The organism is Nonomuraea sp. NPDC049141 (genome assembly GCF_040648415.1).
Lineage (GTDB): Bacteria > Actinomycetota > Actinomycetes > Streptosporangiales > Streptosporangiaceae > Nonomuraea.
In genome coordinates this window covers 533,310-555,441 of sequence record NZ_JBEZDR010000001.1, presented here as the reverse complement: position 1 = coordinate 555,441, position 22,132 = coordinate 533,310, and the positions used below count along the sequence as shown (strand labels likewise).

Genomic DNA, 22,132 nt, shown 5'->3' with positions numbered 1-22,132 from the left:
GTCTGCACCTCAATACATCAGCGACGGCTGGAGTCGCTCGGTCGCGGGGACGGGCTCCGTCTGCTCGGGGCCCTTGCGTACGTGCCTGGTCAGGAGTACGGCTTCGGCCACCGCGAGCCCGCCGTACAGGAGGGTGAAGATCGTCAGTGAGGTGGCCACCTCGGCGAGGCTCACGCCGGGCGACACGCTGGCGGCCGTGAGCAGTTCGCCCGCCACCGTCCACGGCTGGCGGCCTATCTCGCTCAGCAGCCAGCCGGCGATCATCGCGAGGAACGGCAGGGGCAGGGCCAGCACCATGGTCCGGGCCAGCCAATCGGGCAGGTCGCGTCTGCGGCGGGTGAGCCAGAGGCCGAGCACCGACAGCGCCACCGTGGTCAGGCCGAAGACGATCATCACCCGGAACGACCAGAAGACGACGGTCTGGTTGGGCCGGTAGTCGCCGGGGCCGAACTGCCGCTCGAACTTGGCCTGCAGGTCCTCGGTGCCCTGGACCGTGGCGGTGAAGTCGTGGGTGGCGAGGAGGCTGAGAAGGTTGGGGATCTCGATGCCGGGGGCGATGGAGAACGGGGCTCCGGCCGTGTCGTGTTCGAGGCCCTCGGCGGAGGCCAGCTTCATCGGCTGCTGCTCGTACAGCAGCCTGGCCGAGGTGTCGCCGGTGCCCGCGACGACGGCCCCGGCCAGCGCGGTCATGACCAGCGCGGCCCGCGCGGCGCTGCGCCACATGGGTGCTTTCGTCTTCAGCAGCCAGTAGCCGCTCACCGCCAGCACGAACCCGCCCGCCACGATGAAGGCGGCGGCTATGACGTGCGGCACCTGGGCGATCGCGGTGGGGTTGGTGAGCACGGCCCACAGGTCGGTCATCCTGGCGCGGCCGCCGACCACCTCGTAACCGACCGGGTGCTTCATCCAGGCGTTGGCCGCGAGGATGAAATAGGCCGACAAGTTGGAGCCGATGGCGGCGGCCCAGATGCACGCCAGATGGACCTTCTTCGGCAGCCGTTCCCAGCCGAAGATCCACAGTCCCAGGAACGTGGACTCCATGAAGAACGCCAGCAGCGCCTCCATGGCCAGGGGCGCGCCGAACACGTCGCCGACGAACGTGGAGTATTCGCTCCAGTTCATGCCGAACTGGAACTCCTGCACGATGCCGGTGACCACACCCATGGCGAAGTTGATCAGGAACAGCTTGCCGAAGAACTTCGTCAGCCGGAGGTAGCGCTCCTTGCCCGTCCGGTGCCAGGCGGTCTGCAGCCCGGCCACGAAGATGCCCAGGCCGATCGTCAACGGCACGAACAGAAAGTGGTAAACGGTGGTCACCCCGAACTGCCACCGCGCGAGATCGAGCGCGTCCATCTTCCCCCCACCGGGTGCTTTGCTCTACAAGCTGTAGTGCGTCTACTTACAGTAGTACTACAGGCTGTAGAGCTGGGCTATGCGATCTTCGTCACAAGCCTGCGATCGGTGGTCTCACGATGGCGTGCGGGGGTGTTCGGGCGCGTCAGCCGAGGGGCTGATTCGTGCGTACGTCTTGGGGTGGACCTGGTCCACGGTGCTGGGTGTCAGCCGGTTACGCCGCTCGAGATCTCCGGCGCCTTCGACAGCATGGGCATGGACGCCGGCCAGCTGCTGGCCGCAGAGATCGAGACGATGGTCGCCGCGGCAGACGCCCGCTGACCCTCCCTCGTCGGGGCGCGGTCAGCTGGCGTTTGTCCGGCTTGCCGCGGTCGCTGCCGCGCTTCTCACGGTTGCCGCGGCTTGCCGCGGGGCAACGTGATGGATCATGGCCGGCCTGTACTTCCTGCGCGGTGGGCCGGAGCCCGCGTCTCCCCGGGGCGGGGCGCTTCTGGCAGGCGCGGGGGATGGCGCATGGGGATCGGCGTGATGCTCAGGTGATGCGGCCGGTCCAGGAGGCGGCCGCGGCCTTGAAGATCATGGCCAGTTCAGTGTCGAAGTACGGGGAGACCCCCGTGTCGTAGCGGCCGTCGCCGTCGGTGTCGGAGACCCCGGTCGTGATGCCGTTGAGGTAGCCGAGGCCGTGCTCGTCGCTGTAGTCCTTCAGCCAGGCGGAGCCGAGCGAGCCGTCGCCGGTGAACGGGGACTCGACGCCGACCAGTTGATCGGCGGGCGGACTGGTCAGGCTCATCGCGGATGTCCTGCCGGTGGACCGTTCGAGGCTCTGGCCGGTGTAGGGCCGGGTTGCGTCGGGGTGGGGGCCGGCGGGGAAGCCGAAGATGTCCACAGCGGGGGCCGTCGTCTCGTTGATCTCCTGATTGAAGGTCAGGCCCTGCCCGCCGACGATGTCCGCCAGCCTCCCGTTGGTGGTCAGCGTTCCGTCGGCGGACGGGACGACGCCGCTGTAGACGTTGACGAAGGCGAAGTCGCGGTCATGGTCCTGGTACTGGGTGAAGTCGTAGTGGGTGAACGCCCGCTTGCCGACGTAGAGGCCGAACGGGGTCGCGCCTTCGGCGGAACCGGGGATGAAGACCCAGTTGTGGGTCGTGACGGGCGCGCCCACCGTGTCGTACACACAGTGCGCGGCCGTGGCGACGACGTTGCGGTACTGCGTGTGCACGGCGGCTCCCGAGCACCAGTGTGGCTGCTCGTCACCGCCGACGAAGAACACCTTGCCCGCGGTCTGGGGCAGGTCGCCCTCCGCCAGCGGAGCCACGGGGTTGTACTGGACGGGCTGGGTGGACGGCACGATGGCCCCGGACGTGCGTTCCCCGCGGACCTCGTGCGGCGGGGCGAAGGGGGTGGCGGCCCTGAGGTTGGCGGCCCCGTCGGCCAGCCAGAACGCCGCGACCTGCTGGGCTTCCGCCGCGCTGAAGGCCAGCGGGGCCGACACCACGTTCGCCGCATGGGCGGGTGTGGCCAGAGCGGTGGCGCCCAGCAAGCCTAAGGCGACGCCGGACGTGAGCAGCTTGCGTCTCATATCGATCTTCCCCGTTCCGTCGTGGGGCCGTTGTGACGACCTCATCTACGTGGAGCAGCAGGAAGATCGTAAACTTTGGCGAGTGCACAGGGAAGCCTTTATGCGAACCTGTATTCGATTAAGGCGCTGCCTTCGAATATAAGCTTTCGTACGCGCTCGATCACCGCGTGGTGGGCAGGCGTGCGAAATGGCCAGGGGGTGTCCTGGTCTTTTCGGGCTGAGGTCGGGACGGCCGGTGTCAGCGGTTGGTGGCGGCGTCCAGGTACGCCTGGAGGTTGCCCAGTTCGTAGCCGCGGCGCTTGATCTTGTTGACCAGGATGCGGAAGTCCCTGGCCAGGTTCGGGCGGAAGTGGATCAAGAGGATGTCGCCGGGGCGCAGCTTCTTGTCCGGCACCTGGTAAGCGATCTTGCCGCCGGGTTGCACGGTAGCCGTCCAGAGCAGGAGCGTCTTCAGGCCGCAGTTCTTGACGGCTCTGAGCGTGTCGGTGTTGTAGTTGCCGAACGGTGGTCTGAACAGCGTCGGCCGGGTCCCCAGCTCTTTCCTGATGATGGTGGAGGCGCCGCAGATCTCCCGTCGCTGGGCGTCGTAGCCGAGGAGGCGGAGGTTCGGGTGGGTAAGGGTGTGGTTCTCCACGGGGACCTGTGCGTCACGTAACGACCGGAAATATCCCCATTTCCCGGCGCCTACGAACTGGCCGGGGCCGCCGGCGGGGTCGGGCGTGCCCTTGGCCTCCACCGCGTCCCGCATGGCGAACGCGGTGATCGGGATCCGCTGGTCGCGTACCTGCTGGACGAAGCCGGGGTCCTGTTCCCAGCCGTCGTCGATGGTCAGGAAGACGACCTTGCGGGTGGTGGGAATGGAGCTGATCACCTGGGGCAGGGGGCCGGTGGCCGGGAGCTCGCGTACCTCGCCGCGACTGGGCACCGCGCCGGGCGGGCCGTCGAGTTGCTGCGTGGTCGCGTCGGATCTGGGGGCGGTGGTGCTGGTGGCCGTGCTGCCTGGCGTGGCGCCGGTCGTGTCGCCTCCTGGGCCGTCTACCGTACCGCCTGACCCGCCGCTGGTCGCGCAGCCGGCCAGCAGGACCGCGACCGCCGCCACGGCGGCCACGCGGATCGGCCGGGCCACGGGGGCCAAATCGTCCGCTTGGGCCGCTCGCGTCAGGGCCGCTTGGGGCGGGGCCGTTCGCGTCGGGGCCGTTCGCGTCAGGGTCGCTCGGGCCAGGGCCGCTCGGGCCATACCGGCCGCGCGTACTGCGGGGACCTGCGCGCGTACTGCGGGGAATGCGCGGGCGACTCGGGACACTCGGGCACCCAGCACATCGGCCACATGGGCCACGATCGACACGTTTCGTCCCCTGACTCGACCCTTCAACATCGGTCCCATCCTGCCAGCCATGATCGCGGGGTGGGCGCATCCGATAAGGAGCGATCGTCCGGCTGGCGAGTGTTGCCCTTATCGCGAACGTCCCTTCGTCCCTAGAGTGGCGATGTGAAGGTGGCAGGTAGCGCCATGATCGGCGTCGAGAGACATCGCGTGTGGGACGCGCTCCAGGATCCGGCGGTGCTGGTGCGCACCATCCCGGGCTGTGAGCGCCTGGAGGAGACGGGGCCGGACACGTACAGGATGACGGTGACGGCGGGGGTCGCCTCCATCAAGGGCGTCTACCAGGGCGAGGTGTCGCTGGCCGAACCGTCGGAGCCGGAGAGCTTCGTGCTGCGGGCGCGCGGCCAGGGCGCTCCGGGGACGGTGGAGGCGACCGTTCTGGTACGGCTCAGCGAGGTGGACGAGGGGACTCGGGTCGACTACGACGCCGACGCGGTCATCGGCGGCATGATCGGCGGGGTGGGGCAGCGGATGCTCGGCTCGGTGGCCAAGAGGACGGCGGGGGAGTTCTTCGCGGCCGTCGAGGATCATCTGCGTGCCCCGGAGGATGAGTACGCCGTGCGCGGCGGCGTACCCGCGGCCGGAGAGGCCGGGTCGCGAGCGGCGGCGGACCGTGGGGCCGGGCAGGGCGCGGTGGTGCGTTCCGGAGCCGGGCAGGGAGCGGTCGCCGAGGGAGGAGTAGGGGTGGACGAGTTGGCCGCCCGCCGAGCCGCGGTGGCGCGTACGGCCGGTGAGGCCGCGGATGCGGAGGGGCGCCGGGCGCCTGCCGTGTACGAACGCCCATCCGCCGTCTACGAGCGCTCGCCCAGGAGTCACACGGAGACACGCCCGTGGGTGATGCTGGCGTCGTTCGGGATGGGGGCGGGCATCGCCCTGACCGGCGTCGCCGTGGGCTGGCTGCTCGGCCGGACAGGCCGTCGTCCACGCCCCTGAGCGCTGCTCGGCCGGAAGGGCCGTCGTCCGCGCGCGCCCCTGACCGCCGCCCCACCGGACCAGCGCCATCCTGGCGCGTCGAGACGGCGATACGGGAAAGGACGGCTGCGCCTGCCACCGGGTTCCGTCTCGAAGGATGTCGGGATCTTCTTGAGGGACGTCCGGCATCGCCTCGGGGATGGCGGTGCCGACGGATTGGCCGCCGGCGAGGGCTGAGGCCTTGAAGGGGGCCGGGTCGTCAAACCGGCTGCTCATGAGGGTGGGAATGAGCTCTCGCGGAAAAGGATCTCCAGGCGTAGCGTGGCTGTATGCGGCAGGCACACGCTGAAGACGCACGAACCGAGGCCCGGCGAGTCATACGCAACCTACTTGGAGAGGAGCGCCCGACCGCCGAGGCGCTGATCGGCGACGCGCGCCCCGCCCTGGGCGACGAGCGGACCGAACGCTGTCTGAGTCTGGCGCTCGGCGCGTCTCTCACCAGGCGGTCCGCCGAGCTGGCCGCCATCGCCGCGCTGCTGGTCGGCGCCCGCGAGCTGGGTGCCGAGTGGTGGACGCGGCCCCGGGGCGGCAAGTTGCCCGCACCCGACGAGGTGCTCCGTACGGCCGTCGCGATCGAGCCGTGGACCGATCTGACCGCGCTGGAGATGCTCGCCGCCTGGATCTCCGACGACGCGGCCGACCAGCTGTGGGGCGAGCCCGTCGCCCAGGTCGACCTGAACTCGTGGCAGGCCGAGGACCGTTTCGAGCTGCCCGAGGGGGCGAAGCCGGGTCAGCGGCTCGTCGTGCACTTCGATGCCGGCGGGCGGCTCGACGCGGTCGTCACCCGGCGGCCTGACGAGGACCTGGGCTCGAACCTCGACTTCCACTCGTTGCGTTATTCGCGTCCGGCCGAGGCGCAGTGGAGCTGGGGAGTGGCGGCCGGGCTCGGGCCGCACCGGCTGCCGGGGGAGGACCCCGATCCGTACGCCCGCGAGGTCCCCAGCGCCGCCGCCGGCATCCTGCGTGCCTGGGCGCTACGGCACGGCGCCACGCGCGAGCAGCTGGGCGAGCGGTGGCAGACGGTCGGCGACGTGGTGGCGGCCATTGAGAGGGTCGACTGGATGTGGCGGAGCGGGGAGTGGTTCGGCTGGTGGCGCGGCGCCTCCGCTCTGGTGGACGACTCGGCCTACCTCCCCTATCGGCTGGAGGAACTGGCCGCCGGGTGACCGGCCCGTAAGGGAACGGCCGACGGGTGACCGGCCTGTCGGGAACGGCCGCTGGGCCACCGGCCTGATGGGGCGTACCCGGCCGGTGGAATGGGGGCCGGGTTCCGGAGGTTGTCATCGAGCGTGAAAGTCGAGATATTTTCGGACATCGTCTGCCCCTGGTGCTACATCGGTCATGCCCGCTTCGCCCAGGCCGCCGACCGGTTCCGCGCCAAGGGCGGCATCGTGGACATCACCATGCGCCCGTTCCAGCTGAACCCGGACGCCCCCGCCGAAGGCGAGCCGCTGCTCCCCGCCCTGGAGCGGAAGTTCGGCGGGAACGTCGCGCAGATGACCTCCCGCGTCACCGGCGTGGCCGCCGAAGAGGGGCTGGACGTGCGCTTCGAGCAGGCCGTCAGCGCGAACACGTTCGAGGCGCACCGGCTGGTCGAGCTCGCCACCCGGCAGGGGCGCGGCCAGGAGGCGGTCGATCGGCTGTTCCGCGCGCACTTCACCGACGGGCTGAACGTCGGCGACCAGGACGTGCTCACGAAGCTGGCCGCCGAGGTGGGCGTGGAGTACCCACTGGGTGAGGGCGTCCAGGAGGTGCGCGAGCAGCTTGACCGGGCGCGGGCGCTGGGGATAACGGGTGTGCCGCTGTTCCTGTTCGAGGGGCAGTTCGCGGTGTCGGGGGCGCAGCCGGCGCAGACGTTCGACGCCGCGTTCGACGAGGTCGCGGCGCGCACCGGCCAGACGCCGGTGACCGTCCTCGCGGACCCGGCCGACGGCTGCGACGACGGTTACTGCGCCGTCTGAGCGATGATCTCCTCGGCCAGCCACTCGGCCACGTTCGCGGGGCCGGGTGGGCGGACGCCGAGGACGAAGTGCGTCACACCGGTGTCCGCCAGCTCGCCGATCAATGACCGGGAGGTGGCGGGGTCGTCGGCGGAGATGACGAGCTGCGTCGAACGGGTGATCTCCGCCGGATCGCGGCCGATGGCGGCGCACTTCTCGTCGAGCACCTTGTTCCGCTCCCTGATGAACTCGACCGTGTTGTGCGGCGGCCCCGGCACGTTCCAGATATCGGCGTGCTCGGCCACCACACCGAGCGTCCTGTCGCCCCACCCGCCGATCAGGAGCGGTGGCGGCACGGCGGGCTTCGGCGCGCACACCACGTCGCGCAACTGGTAGTAGCGGCCGGAGAAGTCGAACCGGTCCTCGGTCCACATCCGCTTGATGATCGTGCAGGACTCGGCCAGCCGGGCCACGCCCTCGGCGGGTGAGGCGATGTGCAGGCCGTACGCGTTGTACTCCCTGGGCACCAGCGTGTCGCCCGGCTGGTGCGTGCCGCCGACGCCGAGGCCGAGGACCAGCCGGCCGGGCGCGATGGCGTCCACGGTCGCCGCGATCTTGGCGAGTACGGCCGGCGGCCTGGTGAGGTTGCTCGTCACCATGAGCCCAAGCTGGAGCCGTGAGGTCCGCGCGGCCAGGGCGGCGAGCATTGTCCAGCCCTCGTGGATCGGCGCGTCCACCGGCCCGAACAGCGGCAGCATGTGGTCCCAGAGCCAGGCGTGCTCGATGGCCGGTACGGCGTCGGCCTGCTGCCAGGTCCGCAGCAGCGCGTCATAGGTGACCCCGACGGGGACGGTCTTCATTCCGAAACTCAGCATGGATCAGCTCCACTGATTGTCAGTAATGCTGATGATTAGGCTAGTGCGAGAATCGGGAGGTGTCGAGACGTCGCCTTGGATACCTGCTGAAGCACGCGAACCTGCGCCTGACCCAGCTCACCGGCCCGGCCCTGGAGCCGTTCGGGATTGACGGCCGTGAGCTCGCCGTGCTCCACGTGCTCGACGAGGCCGACCCGCTGTCCCAGCAGGAGGCCGCGCGGCGGCTGCGGATCGACCGGACGACGATGGTCGCCCTGGTCGACGCGCTCGAAGGCAAGAAGCTGGTCAGCCGCCGGCCGCACCCGGACGACCGCCGCAAGAACATGGTCGAGCTGACCACGCGCGGCCGCGACACGCTGCGCGACGGGGGTCAGGCCGTGGAGGAGGCGGAGCGGGCGTTCCTGGCGAAGCTGCCGGCAGACGACGCGGTCCTCCTCAGAGAGCTGCTCGACCGGCTGATCTAGATGGTGCCCTCGCCCAGGAGTCCGGAGCGGTGATGGCGGCGGCAGAGCACCTGGTAGCGCACTGGAGAGGCGTCCGTGTCGCCGATCACGACCTGCTCGCCCGTACGGACCAACTGGCCGCCCACGATCCGCCCGTTGAGTAGCCCGGGCCGCCCGCACCAGCACAGCACCTCGACCTGCAGCCGGCACACCTCGTCCGCCAGCTCGAACAGCCGCTGCGCCGCCGGGAACATCACCGACCTGAAGTCGGAGGCCAGCCCGAAGGCGTAGACGTCGACGCCGTGGTCGTCCACCAGGTCGGCGAGTTGCTCGATCTGGTCGACGGTGTAGAAGCAGACCTCGTCGCAGATCAGGTAGTCGATCCGGTCACGCCCGGTCACCAGCGCCACCAGATCGAGCGAGTCCACGACCTCGATCGCGTCCAGACCGAGCCCTATCCTGCTGGTGACCTGGGGTCCGCCCGAGCGGTCGTGCTTGGTCAGGACCAGCCCGCGCCTGCCCTGGCGGCCGTGGTTGTAGTTCATCTGGAGCGCGAGCGTGGACTTCCCGCAGTCCATGGGACCGAAGTAGAACTTCAGCACGGCATCACGAGCGCCGGACGGGACGGCGGACAGGGCAAACGATTCGGTCACAGGGGGCCACCTTAGCGGCTTGGCTTGTTCCATGACCTCGTGGGACATTTCTCCCCTGGAGTTATCAGGAGGATCCGTGGTCACAGAGAAGCCACCACCCGCGCTCGACGCGATGATGACGACCGACGACCTCACGGCGGCGCAGGCCGACGCCACGAGGTGGCGGTACGGCTTCCTCGTCGTCGTGACGGGGATCATCGCGATCCTGGTGGCCTTCGGGGCCGCCGTGTTCGCCACGAGGGAGTTCGCGGCGTTGTTCGCGGGCGTGGCCGGGGTGGTCGGCACGATCATCGGCGCCTACTTCGGCGTGCAGGCCGGGCAGTCGGGAAAGGCCAGGGTTGAGGCCGAACTGGCCAGGTCACAGGAGTTGGTAGTGCGGTTGGCGGCATATGTTGGCACTGAGAACGCGCCCCGTGTCATCGATGAAGTGCTCGGCCGGCGCCGAAGCTGAGGAGCCATGCGTAGCGTCCGTATCGGAGTCGACACCGGAGGCACCTTCACCGATGTGGTGGCGGTGGACGACCAGACCGGTGAGATCGTCACGACCAAGACCCCCTCGACCCCGGCGAACCCGGCCGACGGGTTCGTCAGGGGCATCGAGAAGCTGGGCCGGCTCGACGCGAGTTCCGTCGTGCACGGCACCACCGTGGCCACCAACCAACTGCTAGAGGACCGGATCGCGAACCTGGGGTTCATCACGACCGAGGGTTTCGAGTACATCCTGGAGATCGCCCGGCAGAGCGTGCCCGACGGCTATGGCAACTCCTACTTCTGGGTCAAACCACCGAGGATCGTCCCGATCCACCTGGTCAAGACCATCGGGGGGCGCCTCGACCACACCGGCGCCGAGGTGCGGCCGTTCGCCGAGGAGCAGGCCGCCGAGGTGGCGCGCTGGTTCAAGGCCAAAGGCGTGACCGCGATCGGCGTGTGCTTCCTGCACTCGTACGCCAATCCGGACCACGAACGGCGCATGCGGGACGTGCTGGCCCGCGAGCACCCCGAGGCGGTCGTCTCGCTGTCGAGCGACGTGCTGCGCGAATACCGCGAGTACGAGCGGTCGGTCACCACGCTCGTGGACGCGGCGGTCAAGCCGACGATGCGCCGTTACCTGGCCAACCTGTCGGCCCGGCTCGGCATGCCGTTCTCGGTGATGAAGTCGAACGGCGGGGTGCTGTCGGCCCGCGAGGTCGTCAACCAGCCGATCACCACGGTGCTGTCGGGACCCGCGGCCGGCGCGCTGGGCGCGGCGCTCATCGCGTCCACGGCGGGGCACCCGTCGGTGATCACCCTGGACGGCGGCGGCACCTCCACCGACGTCTCGGTGGTGATCGACGGCGAGCCGTCCATCACCACCGAGGGAGCCATCGGCCGGTACCCGTGCAAGATCCCGATGATCGACATCGTCACCGTCGGCGCGGGCGGCGGCTCGATCGCCTGGATCTCGCCCGAGGGCACGCTGAAGGTCGGCCCCAAGTCTGCCGGGGCCGATCCGGGGCCGCTCTGCTACGGCCGGGGCGGCACAGAGGTGACGGTCACCGACGCGCACGTCTTCCTCGGCCGCATCCCGCCGCACCTGCTCGGCGGCGAGATCCCGCTCGACGTGGCGGCCGCGCGCACCGGCATCGAGGCGCTGGCCGACAAGCTCGGGATCGGCGCCGAGCGGACCGCGACCGGCATCCTGGAGATCAGCGCGTTCAACCAGAGCAACGCCATCCGCCAGCTCACCGTCAAGCGCGGGCTCGACGTGCGGGACTTCCCGCTGGTGACGTTCGGCGGCTCGGGGCCGCTGCTGGCCTGCCGGCTGATCGACATCCTGGGCCTGCCCGCGGTGATCGTGCCGCCGGATCCCGGCAACGTGTCGGCGTTCGGCCTGCTCACGGTGGACGTCAAGAACGACTACGTCCGTACGTACGTCACCCGCGACCTGTCCCTGGAGACGGCCGGGGAGATCTTCCGCGAGCTGGAGGGCGAGGCGGCGCAGGCGCTCGACCGGGAGGGCTTCGACGACCCGGTCTACGCCCGCAGCGCCGACCTGCGTTACTACGGCCAGGCGTACGAGGTGCGCGTGGCCGCCCCGGCGGGCGAGGTGGACGAGGAGTGGCGCCGGGAGGTGCTGGACCGCTTCCACGCGGCGCACGAGAAGCTCTACGGCTACGGCTACCGCGACGACGAGCGGCACGGCGTCGAATGGGTCAACCTGCGTGTCTCCGGCATCGGCCCCATCACTCGCCCGGTGATCCGCCAGAGGTCGCCGCGCACCGAGGAGCGGCCAGCGGCGGGGACCAGGAGCGTGCACTTCGAGTCGGCCGCCGACACGCCGATCCACCAGCGGTCCGACCTGGACCCCGGGACCGTGGTCGAGGGGCCGGCGGTCATCGAGGAGTACGGCTCGACGATCCCCATCCATCCCGGCTTCACCGCCGAGGTGGACGAGTACGGCAACGTGGAGGTGCGGCGTGGCTGACCCCGTTCTCGTCGAGATCGTCGAGGGCACCCTGGCCTCCGTGGAGAAGGAGGTCGAGACCGCGATCGCGCGGACCGCCCGCTCGCCGATGATCCGCGACGCGCACGACTTCCGCGCGGGCATCCACGACGCCCGGCTGCGCAAGCTGACCGGCCGCTCCTACAGCGCGCTCGTCCAGCCGATCGTCCGCGACTTCCCGATCGACACGATGAAGCCCGGCGACGTCTACTTCCACAACGACGTCTACCTGTCCGAAGGCGGGATCGGCCACCTGCCCGACCTGTGCGTCACCGTCCCGGTCTTCCACGAGGGCTCGGTGGTGGCCTTCGTGCAGGCGTTCGGGCACCACGACGACATCGGCGGCTCGGTGCCCGGCTCGATGCCCTCGCACGCGCGCAGCGTGTTCGAGGAGGGGCTGATGGTCCCGCCGATCAAGCTGTGGGACGCGGGCGTGCCCAACGAGGCCGCGCTGCGCATCATGACCCGCAACTCGCGCATGCCCGACTCGCTGGCGGGCGACCTGGACGCCGAGTGCTCGGCCTGCCTCATGGGGGCGCGCCGCCTGGGCGAGCTGTTCGACAGGTACGGCAAGGCCGAGGTCGAGGAGTGCTTCGACGCGATCATCGGCAAGACGACGGAGACGTTCCGGCGCGAGCTGCTGGCCAAGATCCCCGAGGGCACCTACGCCTGGGAGGACTACGCCGAGCACGACGGCGTGGACGAGCCGAGACTGCACGCCCAGCGGATCACGCTCACCGTCGACCACGCGGCGGACGCCCCGCTGAAGATCGACTTCACCGGTACGTCACCGCAGGCCAAGGGGCCGATCAACCACGCGGGTGACTACGCCGACGGTGTGTTCCTGAAGAAGTGGCTGGCCCCCATCCTGCGCAACCTCGCCGACACCCCCGAACGCATGGCCGAGCTGGATGTCAACGAGGGCGTCGTCCCCCTGATCGAGATGGTCTTCCCGGAGAAGGGGACGCTGCTCACGCCGATCTTCCCCGCGCCCACCAACGCCCGGACGTTCGTGATCCTGCGCCTGCTCGGCGTGCTCGCGGGCGTGCTGGCCAAGGCCACCGGCGGCCGCATGCCGGCCGACCAGGAGACGATCCGCTACACCGGCGTCCACGGCGCCGACGCCGACGGCCTGCCGTACCTGATGAGGGAAGTGCTCGGCGGCGGCTCCGGCGGGCGCTGGTACGCCGACGGCGAGGACACCATCCACGTGGTGCCCGACTCGCGCAACATCCCCGTCGAGTTCGCCGAGGCGCGCTGGCCGTTCCGGGTCGAGCGGCTGGCGCTGGCCTGCGACTCGGGCGGGCCGGGCATGTTCAGGGGCGGGCTCGGCTACGACAAGCACATCAGGATGCTCAGGGACGCCTCGTACATGTCGATCGCCGACCGGTCGATCCTGTCGTGCTGGGGCGTCAACGGCGGGCTGGCCGGGCGGCCGTTCCGGGTCGAGATCGCGGGTAAGGAGATGGAGGGCCTGGTGGACGACCACCAGGTGCAGGCGGGCGAGACCATCCGCATCCGCACGACCGGGGGCGGCGGCTGGGGCTCGCCGTACGACCGGGACCCGCGCGCGGTGGCGGCGGACGTCCGCGACGGCAAGGTGTCGATCGCGGGCGCCCTGGGCGACTACGGCGTGGTGCTGGACGGCGACCGCATCGACGAGCAGGGCACCGCCGAGCTCCGCGCCAATCTGCGCCCGCCGGCGGGCCGCTTCTTCGACCGCGGCCCCGGCTACGCGAAGCTGTCGGGCGGCCGCTCCCACGCGGAGGTGGACGAACTCTAGGCTGCCATGATGGGCACCATTTCCTGGGTTGTCACGGATTTATCCAGAAATGGAGGACGCCATGCGCGTCGCCCTCGCCGGTCTTGCCACCAGCCACCCCTTCACCGACGCCCACACCCTGGCCCGCCACGCGGACCTGCTGGTGTGGGAGGAGGACCCGGAGCGGCTGACGCGCTTCACCGAGGAGCACCCCGCCGCCAAGGTGCTGCCGAGCCTGGCCGCGCTGCTGGCCGCCGAGCCCGACGGCGTGGTGCTGACCGTGCCGAACCCGCGGGTGCCCGAGGCGCTGGCGGCCGTGCTCGACACCGGCGCGGCCTGCTTCGTGAACAAGCCCGCCGTCGCCACCCGCGCCCAGTTGCGCGAGCTGGACCGGCTGCCGATCCACGACCGCGTGCTGTCCAGCTCGGTGCTCCGCTTCGCTCCGGCCTTCGCCGGAACGCGGGTGGATCCCGCCGACGTGCTCGCGGTCCGGGCCACCGTACGGCATGACGTCGGCCTCTGGGCCAACGGCTACAACGCCTGGCAGGATACCCCCGGCGAGGGCGGCGGGACGCTGGTGACCATGGGGATCCACGGCGTGGAGCTGCTGGTCGCGCTGCTCGGCCCGGACGTACGGTTGGCCGGCGCCGCCTCGGCCACCAGGCACTACGCGGGACTGCGCTCGGAGGACACCGGCGTCATGGCCCTGCGCTGGGACAACGGCGTCACGGGCACCGTCGAGATCCTCGGCGTCTCGGACGCGGAGTCCTATGTCGTCACCGTCCACCGCCGCGGCGGCAGCGACACCATCGTGATCGAGGGCGGCGACGACCACGTCCAGGGCCTCGGCTACGAGGGGACGATCGAGGCGTTCCTGGCCATGATCGGGGGCGCGCCGAGCCCCGTCCCGTGGGCGGAGACCCGGGCCATCCTGGAGGTTCTGGTCGCCGCGCGCGAGAGCGCCCATTGACAGCCGAACTCCGGCGCAGTTACGGTCTGGACCGTAAATACGTAACGGAGGAGAGTGCGTGCGGACGACAGTGGAACTCGAGGAGCGGCTGGCGCGGCCGGGCGACGCCCTCGTCGAAGACCTGGGCAGGCTCGACGGCGACATCCTGATCCTCGGCGCGGGCGGCAAGCTCGGCCCGAGCCTGGTCCGGCTGGCGCTCAACGCCACGCGCGGCGACCGGCGGATCATCGCGGTGTCCCGGTTCTCCGAACCCGGGCTGGCCCGGGCGCTCCAGGACGACGGCGCCACCGTGGTCGCCGCCGACGTGGCCGACGAGGGAGCGCTGCGCGAGCTTCCCGACGCGCCGAACGTGGTGTTCCTGGTCGGCGCCAAGTTCGGCACCGAGGGCCGCGAGCACGCCACCTGGTTCACCAACGCGTACCTGCCCGGCCGGGTCGCGGACAGGTACCGGGACGCCAGGATCGCCGCCCTGTCCACCGGCAACGTCTATCCGCTCGTCCCCGTCACCAGTGGCGGCAGCATCGAGGACTCGCCGACCGGGCCCGTCGGTGACTACGCGATGAGCTGCCTCGGCAGGGAGCGGGTGCTGTCGCACTTCGCGGAGGCGAACGCCACGCGCATGTCGCTGATCCGGCTCAACTACGCCGTCGAGCTCCGCTACGGCGTGCTCGTCGACCTGGCCGGGAAGATCCTGGCCGGGGAGCCGATCGACCTGTCCACCGGACAGGTCAACGTGGTGTGGCAGGGCTACGCCAACGAGGTGGTGCTCCGTTCGCTGCTGCTCGCCGAGTCGCCGCCGTACGTGCTCAACGTGACGGGACCCGAGCTGATCTCGGTGCGGCAGGCGGCGCTGGACCTCGGCGCGGCGCTGGGCAAGGAGCCGGTGTTCACCGGGGAGGAGGCGCCCACGGCGCTGCTGTCGAACGCCGGCAAGTGCCACCGCCTGTTCGGCTACCCGGAGCTCACGCCCGCCGAGCTGATCGAGCACACGGCCCGCTGGGTGGCGGACGGTGGCCCGCTGCTCGGCAAGCCCACCAAGTTCGAACGCCGTGACGGCCGTTTCTAACCGCCCGCCCTGCTCATTGACCCAAGGGGGATTCGACGTGCTCAGCACGGTTCCAGATGCGCAGATGTCCGTGCGCGACCTGTTCAGGCGCGGCCTGGTGATTCCGGCCCACCCGCTGGCGCTGACCGAGGACAGGAAGCTGGACGAGCGCCGCCAGCGGGCGCTGACCCGCTACTACGTCGAGGCCGGCGCGGGCGGGCTGGCGGTGGGCGTGCACACCACGCAGTTCGCCATCCACGGCACCGACCTGCTGCCGCCGGTGCTGGAGCTGGCCGCGCGGACGGCGGGCGAGTACGAGCGCGAGGTCGTCCTGGTGGCCGGGGCGACCGGGACCACGCGGCAGGCCGTGGCGGAGGCCGAGCTGGCCAGGTCGCTGGGCTACCACATGGTGCTGCTGAGCCCGTGCCGTGAACTGGACGAGGACGGGCTGATCGAGCGGGCGCGGGCGGTGGGCGAGGTGCTGCCGGTGATCGGCTTCTACCTGCAGCCCGCCGTCGGCGGACGCACCTTATCCCGAAATTTCTGGACAAGGTTGGCGTCGATCGAGTCCGTGGTGGGCATCAAGGTCGCCCCCTTCGACCGTTACCGCACGCTCGACGTGCTCCACGGCGTGGTGCGGGCCGGACGCGCGGCCGAGGTCGCCCTGTACACCGGCAACGACGACCACATCCTGGCCGACCTCGTCACCACGCACCGGGTCGTCGTGGACGGGCGCGAGGTCGAGATCGAGTTCGTCGGCGGCCTGCTCGGTCAGTGGGCGGTCTGGGTGCGGCGGGCGGTCGAGCTGCTGGAGGAGGCCAAGCTGGCCCGTGGGGGCGACGACGCGGCCGTCCGGCGGCTGCTCACCCTCGACGGCCACCTCACCGACGCCAACGCCGCCATCTTCGACTCGGCGAACGGCTTCCACGGCTGCATCCCCGGCATCCACGAGGTGCTGCGCCGCCAGGGGCTGCTGGCCGGCCGCTGGTGCCTGGACCCGGCGGAGGAACTGTCGCCGGGGCAGTTCGCGGAGCTCGACCGGGTCTGGGCCGCCTACCCGTGGCTGCGCGACGACGACTTCGTCAGCGACGGCCTGTCCCGCTGGCTGGCCTGACCTCATGCGAGCCCGCGCCGTCCCGACGCATGCGGTCCCCGAGCGCGCGGCTCACGCGATCCGCGAGCCCGCCGTTCTCGAGTGTGCCGTCCCCGAGTGTGCCGTCCCCGAGTGTGCCGTCTCAGAGAGTGAGGCGGTACAGGGTCAGGGGGCGGCCGCTGGAGCCGCTGGTGAGGTTGCCCGTGCGCTCGGCCAGCCCGGCCAGCTCCAGCCGGTGCAGCATGCGCCGGGCCGTGCGCTGCTGGACCTCGAGGCGGTCGGCGATCTCCCTGGTGGTGAGCGGCTCGTCGCCCGCCGCCGCCCGCGCCTGCAGCAGGCGCTCGATCGTCGCCACCGACAGGCCCACACGGCGGGCGATCACCGAGAGGTTCCGTCCCGACGCCGGGACGCCGGCCACGGATTCCAGGACGATGTCCGTGTCGGCGCGCAGCGACAGGACCGCCGCGACGTCGCCGATGCGCCGGGCGCGGGCCAGGGCCCGGCGGGCCAGGCTCTCCGCCTCCGCCGCACTGCGGCCCAGCCCGAAACCCACGCGTACCGCCTGGTTGTGCGCCGCCAGGCGGCCCAGCATGGGCAGGCCGGTGAAGCCGCCCGTGGCGTCGTACAGCGGGCCCCGGGTGGTGACCAAGAGGTGGATGCCGCCCCGGAAGGCGGCCAGCGTGCCGCCCAGCGCGGTGGCCTCGCGCAGCAGGCCCTCCTCGGTCTCGACCTCGATCAGCCCGAGCGCGATCTGCGCGTCCTCCTGCGCCTGCCCCTCGGCGGTCAGCAGCAGCTGGCGCAGCGCCACCCGGACCGAATGGACGGACGGCGCCAGGCGCAGCACGTGCATCTCGCCGCGCAGTGCCTCGTGCACCGAGCTGAGGCAGGTGATCACGGGATGGTCGGGACCGCGCCGGTGGAAGGCGACCGCCTTCTTGGAGGTCATCTCCGGCCGGTAGGAGAGCGTGCGCAGGGCGTCGGCGGGCAGCCCGGCCTCGGCGAACGTGGCGACCACGTCGGCGGTGGGCAGCGTGTCGATCGACAGCCTGGTCACGTCCTGGCCCTCGTGCTGCAGCCGTACCAGGGCGCTGAGCAGCGTCGCGCCCGAGTAGTCGACGAACGCGGCGGGACGGGTCAGCGTCTCGGCGTCGCGCGACAGCATGTACGGCACGATGCCGGTGAACAGCCACCCCTCCACGGCGGCGGCGTGCGCCTCGACGATCTCGGGTGCCTGCGACTCGTGGTCGTAGTCGAGCCGCAGCGCGCTGACGCCGGGCTGCTCCTCGCACGTGGCCGCGACGTCGTCGACCAGATCATGCGGGCCGACGACCCCGATGACGATTCCCACCCACGCCTCCCTCTCGCTCATTTCGGTCAAGACCGCAATCATATCTTGTGAGGAGCCCCTGTGAAGTTCCCGTCCATGGCGGAGGCCGCGGGCCGCACACTCGGCGACGAGGAGGTGGCCGCCGCGACGCGGGTGATCCGCTCGGGCATGCTCAGCTCGGTCTGGGGGACCGAGACGCGAGCGCTCGAACGCGAGGTCGCCGCAATGTACGGCGTCCGCCACGCCGTCGCCTGCGGTTCCGGCACGGCGGCCCTCCATCTGTCGGTCGTGGCGGCTGCGCCGGACCCCGGAGACGAGGTCATCACGACGCCGATCACGGACTTCGGGACCGTGGCCCCCATCTTGGCGCAGAACGCGGTCCCTGTCTTCGCGGACGTCGACCCCTCGGACGGCAATCTGGACGCCGCCGCGGTGGCGAAGCTGATCGGCCCGCGGACCCGGGCGATCATGGCCGTCCACCTGTTCGGCGCGCCGGCCCGGGTGGCGGAGCTGCGGGCGCTGGCCGACGAGCACGGGCTCGCGCTGATCGAGGACTGCGCCCAGGCGTGGCTCACCGAGCTGCCGGGCGGTCGGCTCGCGGGCACGGTGGGCGACGTCGGCACCCTCAGCCTCCAGCAGTGGAAGCACATCACCTGCGGCGACGGCGGCCTGACGCTCACCGACGACGACGAACTGGCGCGTCGGATGCGGCTGTTCGCCGACAAGGGCTGGGACCGGGCGGCCGGGCGGTCGCACGCCGGTTTCGGCCTGAACTACCGCATGACCGAGCTGCAGGCCGCCGTCGCGCGGGCCCAGCTCGCCAAGCTGCCGGGCGTGGTCGCGGCCCGCCGCCGCACGGCCGTACGGCTGCTCGAAGCCCTTCAGGACCTGCCAGGAGTACGGCTGCCGCGGCCGGAGGGGCACGCCTGGTGGCTGTTCCCCATCGTGCGGCCGGCGGGCGACGCCCGGGAGCTGGCCGCGCACCTGGCCGCGGCCGGGATACCCGCACGGGCGGGTTACCTGGAGGAGCCGCTGAACCGCGCCCCTTTGTGGGGCCGGCCCATCTACGGCACCTCGCGCTACCCGCTGGACGGCTACGTCCCGAATCCGTGCCCGGAGGCCGAGCGCCTGGTCGCCGAGACGCTCCTGATCATCGATTGGAACGAGAACTACACGACCGAGCACGCCGACGCCGTCGCCCGCGAGATCACCCGCTTCGCCAAGAGATAACCGTGTGGCGGTAGTTACGTTCAGGCATCAGCCATTGACCCCACCGGCCCGCCGTCATTAGGTTTCGGTCAGGACCGGTATTACGTGAAAGGAATCCGCCGATGAGGAAGACCGCGGCACTCGGCCTGACGGCCGCCCTGGCCCTCGCCGCCGCAGGGTGCGGATCCAGCGGCTCGGACAAGAGCACCGTGACTCTCTGGATGTACCCCGTCATCGGGGACCAGGCCAAGAGCCAGGCGTTCTGGAGCAAGATCGAGAAGGACTTCGAGGCCAAGAACGCGACGATCGACATCAAGATCGACCAGCAGCCGTGGGAGGGCCGTCAGGAGAAGGTCACCACGGCCCTGGTCTCGAAGAAGGGCTTCGACCTGGTCGTCCTGGGTCCCGACCAGATCCCGCAGTACGCCCAGCAGGGCACCATCGAGGCGGTCGACGACGTGGTGGCCAAGGACAAGGCGTCCTACCTGCCCAGCGCGCTCACCGCGCTGACCGTGAACGGCAAGCTGTACGGCGTGCCGATCTACCAGACGATCACCGCCCCCATCTACAACAAGAAGCTGTTCGCCGAGGCGGGCGTCGACAAGGTGCCGGAGACGCTGGCCGAGCTCAAGGCGGCGGCGCCCAAGCTGGCCGCCAAGAAGGTCGCCGTCCTCGACTACCCCGGCAAGCCCGAGGTCAGCCTCAACCAGAGCTTCTACCCCATCCTGTGGGCCAACGGCGGCACGGTCTTCACCCCCGACGGCAAGCAGGCGGCCTTCAACGGCAAGGAAGGCGTCGACAGCCTGCAACTGCTGCTCGACCTGAAGGCCGCCGGCGGCCTGCCCGCGGACGCCGCCAGCAAGGGCAACGAGATCGAGGGCGGCGCCCTGGCGAGCGGCAAGAGCGCGATGTACCACGCGGCCACCGCCCTGCAGGCCACCCAGCTCGGCGCCGCGATCGGCGCCGAGAACGTCGGCATCGGCCTGCCGCTGGAGGGCACCAAGCGGGTCGCGTTCGGCATCCCCGGCGCCCTGGTGCTGGCCAAGCACACCGAGAACAAGGACGCCGCGAAGAAGTTCGCCACCTACCTGTCCTCGCCCGAGGTGGCCGCCGACCTGGCCAAGGAGTCGGGCTTCTTCCCCGCCCGCACCGGCGTGACCGTGCCGGGACAGTCGGCCGCGGCCACGGAGTTCGCCAAGTCTCTGCAGTACGCCTTCCCGGGTGACGCCCACCCGAAGGCCCGCCCCGTGATGGCCATCATCGCCCCGCACATCCAGGCGGCCCTGCTCGGCAAGGAGGACGCGAAGACGGCGCTGGACGCGGCGGCCAAGGAGGCCAACGCGCTGCTGAGCAACGGCGGATAGGGGATGCGCCATCGCCTGCGTGATCCGGTCACGGGACTGCTGTTCGTGCTGCCCGTGCTGGTGCTCTTCCTGATCTTCCGGATCTTCCCCTCCCTCGCGGCGGCGGGGATGAGCCTGACCAACTGGAACATCGGCGGCGAGTGGGACTTCGTCGGCGCCGACAACTACGCCCGGCTGCTCGACGACGCGATCTTCTGGACGAGCCTGCGCGTGACGCTCGTGTACGTGGCCGTCTACGTGCCGCTCACCCTGCTCGTCTCGCTGGGCACGGCGTTGCTGCTGAACCAGGTCGTGTTCCTGCGCGGCCTGTTCCGCGGCATGCTGTTCCTGCCGTACGTGACCAGCTTCGTGCTGGCGGGCGTCATCTGGCGGTGGATCTACGAGTTCGACGGGCTGATCAACGGGATCCTGGGCAAGGCGGGCCTCGGCCCGGTGGCCTTCCTGGAGCAGTCGTCGCTGGTGCTGCCGGCCCTGGCCGTGGTGTCGGCGTGGAAGGGCTTCGGCTACTCGATGCTGATCCTGCTGGCCGGGCTGAAGGCGATCCCGGGCTCCTACCTGGAGGCGGCCCGGGTCGACGGGGCGTCGGCGTGGCAGCGGTTCCGCCGGATCACGCTGCCGCTGCTGAAGCCCGCGATCTTCTTCGTCCTGGTGATCGAGACGATCAGCGCGTTCCAGACCTTCGACACCGTCTACGTGATGACCGGCGGCGGTCCCGCCAGGGCCACCTACACGCTCATCTACGGCATCTACGACCACGGCTTCAGGTCCTTCGACTTCGGCTACGCCGCCACGTGGGGGATGGTCCTGTTCGCCCTGGTGCTCATCGTGTCGCTGATCCAGCGCCGCTTCCTGGACCGGGGGAACACATGACGCGCACGCGGCGCCGCTGGCCGCTGATCGCGCTGCTCGCCGTGCTGTCGGTGCTGACCGTCAGCCCGTTCGCCGCCATGCTGGTCGTCGCGCTGTCGCCCGCGGGCCAGCCGACCCTGCCCGCGCGGTGGCCGGACTCGCTCACACTCGACAACATCACGCGGGTGCTGTCGGCGTCCGGCTTCGTGGGGTGGACGGTCAACTCGCTGGTATATGCGGTGGTCTCGGTGGTGATCATCCTCATCACCGCCTCGATGGCCGGGTACGCCTTCGCCAAGAAGCGCTTCCCCGGCCGCCAGGCGATGTTCTGGACCTTCCTCGCGACCATGATGGTGCCCTTCCAGGCCACGCTCATCCCGACGTTCGTGCTGGTCAACAGCCTCGACGGGGTGGACACGTTCTGGGGGCTGATCGTGCCGACGCTGGCCAACTCGCAGGCCGTGTTCCTCATGCGGCAGTTCATCCTGGGGCTGCCCGACGAGCTGTTCGACGCGGCCAAGGTGGACGGCGCCTCCGAGCTGCGGGTCTACTGGACGATCGTGGTGCCGCTGACCCGGCCCGTGCTGGCCACGCTGGGCGTGTTCGTGTTCCTGTGGCACTGGAACGACTTCCTGTGGCCGCTGGTCGTCGGGCAGAGCGACGCCACGCGTACGCTCACCGTCGGTCTGACCACGCTGCGGACCGAGGAGCTGCAGCTGTCGGTGCTGATGGCGTCGGCGGCGGTCTCCGTGGTGCCGTGCCTGCTGGTCTTCTTCCTGTTGCAGCGGTACCTGGTCAACAGCATCGCGATGACCGGGCTGAAATAAGCTCT

Annotated in this window: 21 protein-coding genes; 15 read left to right on the top strand and 6 right to left on the bottom strand. The window is 70.5% G+C overall.

Features of this window, described 5'->3' with window-relative positions:
* Positions 1–9: 9 nt before the first annotated feature.
* Positions 10–1,353, bottom strand: a complete 1,344-nt coding sequence (locus AB0B91_RS02560; RefSeq protein ID WP_358314140.1) for a cytochrome ubiquinol oxidase subunit I — start codon at positions 1,351–1,353, stop codon at positions 10–12.
* 180 nt (positions 1,354–1,533) lie between these two features.
* On the opposite strand from AB0B91_RS02560, the gene AB0B91_RS02555 reads away from it, so the two are divergent.
* On the top strand, positions 1,534–1,674 hold the full coding sequence (locus AB0B91_RS02555) for a hypothetical protein (RefSeq protein ID WP_358314137.1): 141 nt from the start codon (positions 1,534–1,536) through the stop codon (positions 1,672–1,674).
* A 211-nt stretch (positions 1,675–1,885) separates the two neighbouring features.
* Here the strand turns inward: AB0B91_RS02555 and AB0B91_RS02550 are convergent, their stop codons facing one another.
* Positions 1,886–2,932 carry a hypothetical protein gene (locus AB0B91_RS02550; protein ID WP_358314135.1) on the bottom strand — a complete coding sequence of 349 codons (1,047 nt, stop codon included), beginning with the start codon at positions 2,930–2,932 and terminating at the stop codon, positions 1,886–1,888.
* A 238-nt stretch (positions 2,933–3,170) separates the two neighbouring features.
* Positions 3,171–4,058 (bottom strand): polysaccharide deacetylase family protein, encoded by an 888-nt coding sequence (locus tag AB0B91_RS02545; RefSeq protein ID WP_358314133.1) that lies wholly within the window; start codon positions 4,056–4,058, stop codon positions 3,171–3,173.
* Between the two features lie 363 nt (positions 4,059–4,421).
* Here AB0B91_RS02545 and AB0B91_RS02540 point away from each other — a divergent pair, with 363 nt between their 5' ends.
* From AB0B91_RS02540 to AB0B91_RS02530, 3 genes are all read left to right on the top strand, one after another.
* The gene (locus tag AB0B91_RS02540; RefSeq protein ID WP_358314130.1) at positions 4,422–5,249 is read left to right on the top strand and encodes a carbon monoxide dehydrogenase subunit G; all 828 of its coding nucleotides are present in this window, start codon (positions 4,422–4,424) and stop codon (positions 5,247–5,249) included.
* Positions 5,250–5,557: 308 nt separating this feature from the next.
* The gene (locus AB0B91_RS02535; RefSeq protein WP_358314127.1) at positions 5,558–6,454 is read left to right on the top strand and encodes a hypothetical protein; all 897 of its coding nucleotides are present in this window, start codon (positions 5,558–5,560) and stop codon (positions 6,452–6,454) included.
* A 123-nt stretch (positions 6,455–6,577) separates the two neighbouring features.
* Entirely contained in the window at positions 6,578–7,249 is a 672-nt protein-coding gene (locus tag AB0B91_RS02530) for a DsbA family oxidoreductase (RefSeq protein WP_358314124.1), read from the top strand.
* Here the strand turns inward: AB0B91_RS02530 and AB0B91_RS02525 are convergent.
* Complete coding sequence (locus AB0B91_RS02525) at positions 7,234–8,103, bottom strand: LLM class flavin-dependent oxidoreductase (protein WP_358314120.1); 870 nt, start codon at positions 8,101–8,103, stop codon at positions 7,234–7,236. The two genes, AB0B91_RS02530 and AB0B91_RS02525, sit on opposite strands and share 16 nt — an antisense overlap.
* A gap of 59 nt (positions 8,104–8,162) precedes the next feature.
* Here AB0B91_RS02525 and AB0B91_RS02520 point away from each other — a divergent pair, with 59 nt between their 5' ends.
* Complete coding sequence (locus AB0B91_RS02520) at positions 8,163–8,567, top strand: MarR family transcriptional regulator (protein WP_358314117.1); 405 nt, start codon at positions 8,163–8,165, stop codon at positions 8,565–8,567.
* Here AB0B91_RS02520 and AB0B91_RS02515 read toward each other — a convergent pair.
* Positions 8,564–9,199, bottom strand: a complete 636-nt coding sequence (locus AB0B91_RS02515; RefSeq protein ID WP_358314114.1) for a thymidine kinase — start codon at positions 9,197–9,199, stop codon at positions 8,564–8,566. The genes AB0B91_RS02520 and AB0B91_RS02515 overlap by 4 nt on opposite strands.
* A 76-nt stretch (positions 9,200–9,275) precedes the next feature.
* Here AB0B91_RS02515 and AB0B91_RS02510 point away from each other — a divergent pair, with 76 nt between their 5' ends.
* The 6 genes from AB0B91_RS02510 to AB0B91_RS02485 all read left to right on the top strand — a co-directional run bounded on the left by AB0B91_RS02510 (position 9,276) and on the right by AB0B91_RS02485 (position 16,572).
* On the top strand, positions 9,276–9,650 hold the full coding sequence (locus AB0B91_RS02510; protein WP_358314111.1) for a hypothetical protein: 375 nt from the start codon (positions 9,276–9,278) through the stop codon (positions 9,648–9,650).
* Positions 9,651–9,656: 6 nt separating this feature from the next.
* A complete protein-coding gene (locus AB0B91_RS02505) occupies positions 9,657–11,663 on the top strand; it encodes a hydantoinase/oxoprolinase family protein (RefSeq protein WP_358314108.1) in 2,007 nt (668 codons plus the stop codon).
* Positions 11,656–13,464: a hydantoinase B/oxoprolinase family protein gene (locus tag AB0B91_RS02500; RefSeq protein ID WP_358314056.1), complete on the top strand. Its 1,809-nt coding sequence runs from the start codon at positions 11,656–11,658 to the stop codon at positions 13,462–13,464. The genes AB0B91_RS02505 and AB0B91_RS02500 overlap by 8 nt, the downstream gene beginning before the upstream one ends.
* 61 nt (positions 13,465–13,525) lie before the next feature.
* Positions 13,526–14,413, top strand: a complete 888-nt coding sequence (locus AB0B91_RS02495; RefSeq protein ID WP_358314053.1) for a Gfo/Idh/MocA family oxidoreductase — start codon at positions 13,526–13,528, stop codon at positions 14,411–14,413.
* Positions 14,414–14,471: 58 nt separating this feature from the next.
* Complete coding sequence (locus AB0B91_RS02490; RefSeq protein ID WP_358314049.1) at positions 14,472–15,479, top strand: NAD-dependent epimerase/dehydratase family protein; 1,008 nt, start codon at positions 14,472–14,474, stop codon at positions 15,477–15,479.
* A 64-nt stretch (positions 15,480–15,543) separates the two neighbouring features.
* Positions 15,544–16,572, top strand: a complete 1,029-nt coding sequence (locus AB0B91_RS02485; RefSeq protein WP_358314046.1) for a dihydrodipicolinate synthase family protein — start codon at positions 15,544–15,546, stop codon at positions 16,570–16,572.
* Between the two features lie 121 nt (positions 16,573–16,693).
* Here AB0B91_RS02485 and AB0B91_RS02480 read toward each other — a convergent pair whose 3' ends face one another.
* Positions 16,694–17,920, bottom strand: a complete 1,227-nt coding sequence (locus AB0B91_RS02480; RefSeq protein ID WP_358315664.1) for a hypothetical protein — start codon at positions 17,918–17,920, stop codon at positions 16,694–16,696.
* A gap of 39 nt (positions 17,921–17,959) precedes the next feature.
* Here AB0B91_RS02480 and AB0B91_RS02475 point away from each other — a divergent pair, with 39 nt between their 5' ends.
* The 4 genes from AB0B91_RS02475 to AB0B91_RS02460 all read left to right on the top strand — a co-directional run bounded on the left by AB0B91_RS02475 (position 17,960) and on the right by AB0B91_RS02460 (position 22,127).
* A complete protein-coding gene (locus AB0B91_RS02475; protein WP_358314043.1) occupies positions 17,960–19,108 on the top strand; it encodes a DegT/DnrJ/EryC1/StrS family aminotransferase in 1,149 nt (382 codons plus the stop codon).
* Between the two features lie 101 nt (positions 19,109–19,209).
* Positions 19,210–20,451 carry a sugar ABC transporter substrate-binding protein gene (locus tag AB0B91_RS02470; protein WP_358314040.1) on the top strand — a complete coding sequence of 414 codons (1,242 nt, stop codon included), beginning with the start codon at positions 19,210–19,212 and terminating at the stop codon, positions 20,449–20,451.
* Between the two features lie 3 nt (positions 20,452–20,454).
* Positions 20,455–21,321, top strand: coding sequence for a sugar ABC transporter permease (locus tag AB0B91_RS02465; RefSeq protein WP_358314038.1), 867 nt, complete (start codon positions 20,455–20,457; stop codon positions 21,319–21,321).
* Positions 21,318–22,127: a carbohydrate ABC transporter permease gene (locus AB0B91_RS02460; RefSeq protein WP_358314035.1), complete on the top strand. Its 810-nt coding sequence runs from the start codon at positions 21,318–21,320 to the stop codon at positions 22,125–22,127. The genes AB0B91_RS02465 and AB0B91_RS02460 overlap by 4 nt, the downstream gene beginning before the upstream one ends.
* Positions 22,128–22,132: the final 5 nt, after the last annotated feature.

Coding starts and splice junctions, on each gene's coding strand:
- AB0B91_RS02560 (WP_358314140.1), bottom strand. CDS start 1,353: ATGGACGCGCTCGATCTCGCGCGGTGGCAGTTCGGGGTGACCACCGTT.
- AB0B91_RS02550 (WP_358314135.1), bottom strand. CDS start 2,932: ATGAGACGCAAGCTGCTCACGTCCGGCGTCGCCTTAGGCTTGCTGGGC.
- AB0B91_RS02535 (WP_358314127.1), top strand. CDS start 5,558: ATGCGGCAGGCACACGCTGAAGACGCACGAACCGAGGCCCGGCGAGTC.
- AB0B91_RS02525 (WP_358314120.1), bottom strand. CDS start 8,103: ATGCTGAGTTTCGGAATGAAGACCGTCCCCGTCGGGGTCACCTATGAC.
- AB0B91_RS02505 (WP_358314108.1), top strand. CDS start 9,657: ATGCGTAGCGTCCGTATCGGAGTCGACACCGGAGGCACCTTCACCGAT.
- AB0B91_RS02495 (WP_358314053.1), top strand. CDS start 13,526: ATGCGCGTCGCCCTCGCCGGTCTTGCCACCAGCCACCCCTTCACCGAC.
- AB0B91_RS02485 (WP_358314046.1), top strand. CDS start 15,544: ATGTCCGTGCGCGACCTGTTCAGGCGCGGCCTGGTGATTCCGGCCCAC.
- AB0B91_RS02480 (WP_358315664.1), bottom strand. CDS start 17,920: ATGAGCGAGAGGGAGGCGTGGGTGGGAATCGTCATCGGGGTCGTCGGC.
- AB0B91_RS02470 (WP_358314040.1), top strand. CDS start 19,210: ATGAGGAAGACCGCGGCACTCGGCCTGACGGCCGCCCTGGCCCTCGCC.
- AB0B91_RS02465 (WP_358314038.1), top strand. CDS start 20,455: ATGCGCCATCGCCTGCGTGATCCGGTCACGGGACTGCTGTTCGTGCTG.
- AB0B91_RS02460 (WP_358314035.1), top strand. CDS start 21,318: ATGACGCGCACGCGGCGCCGCTGGCCGCTGATCGCGCTGCTCGCCGTG.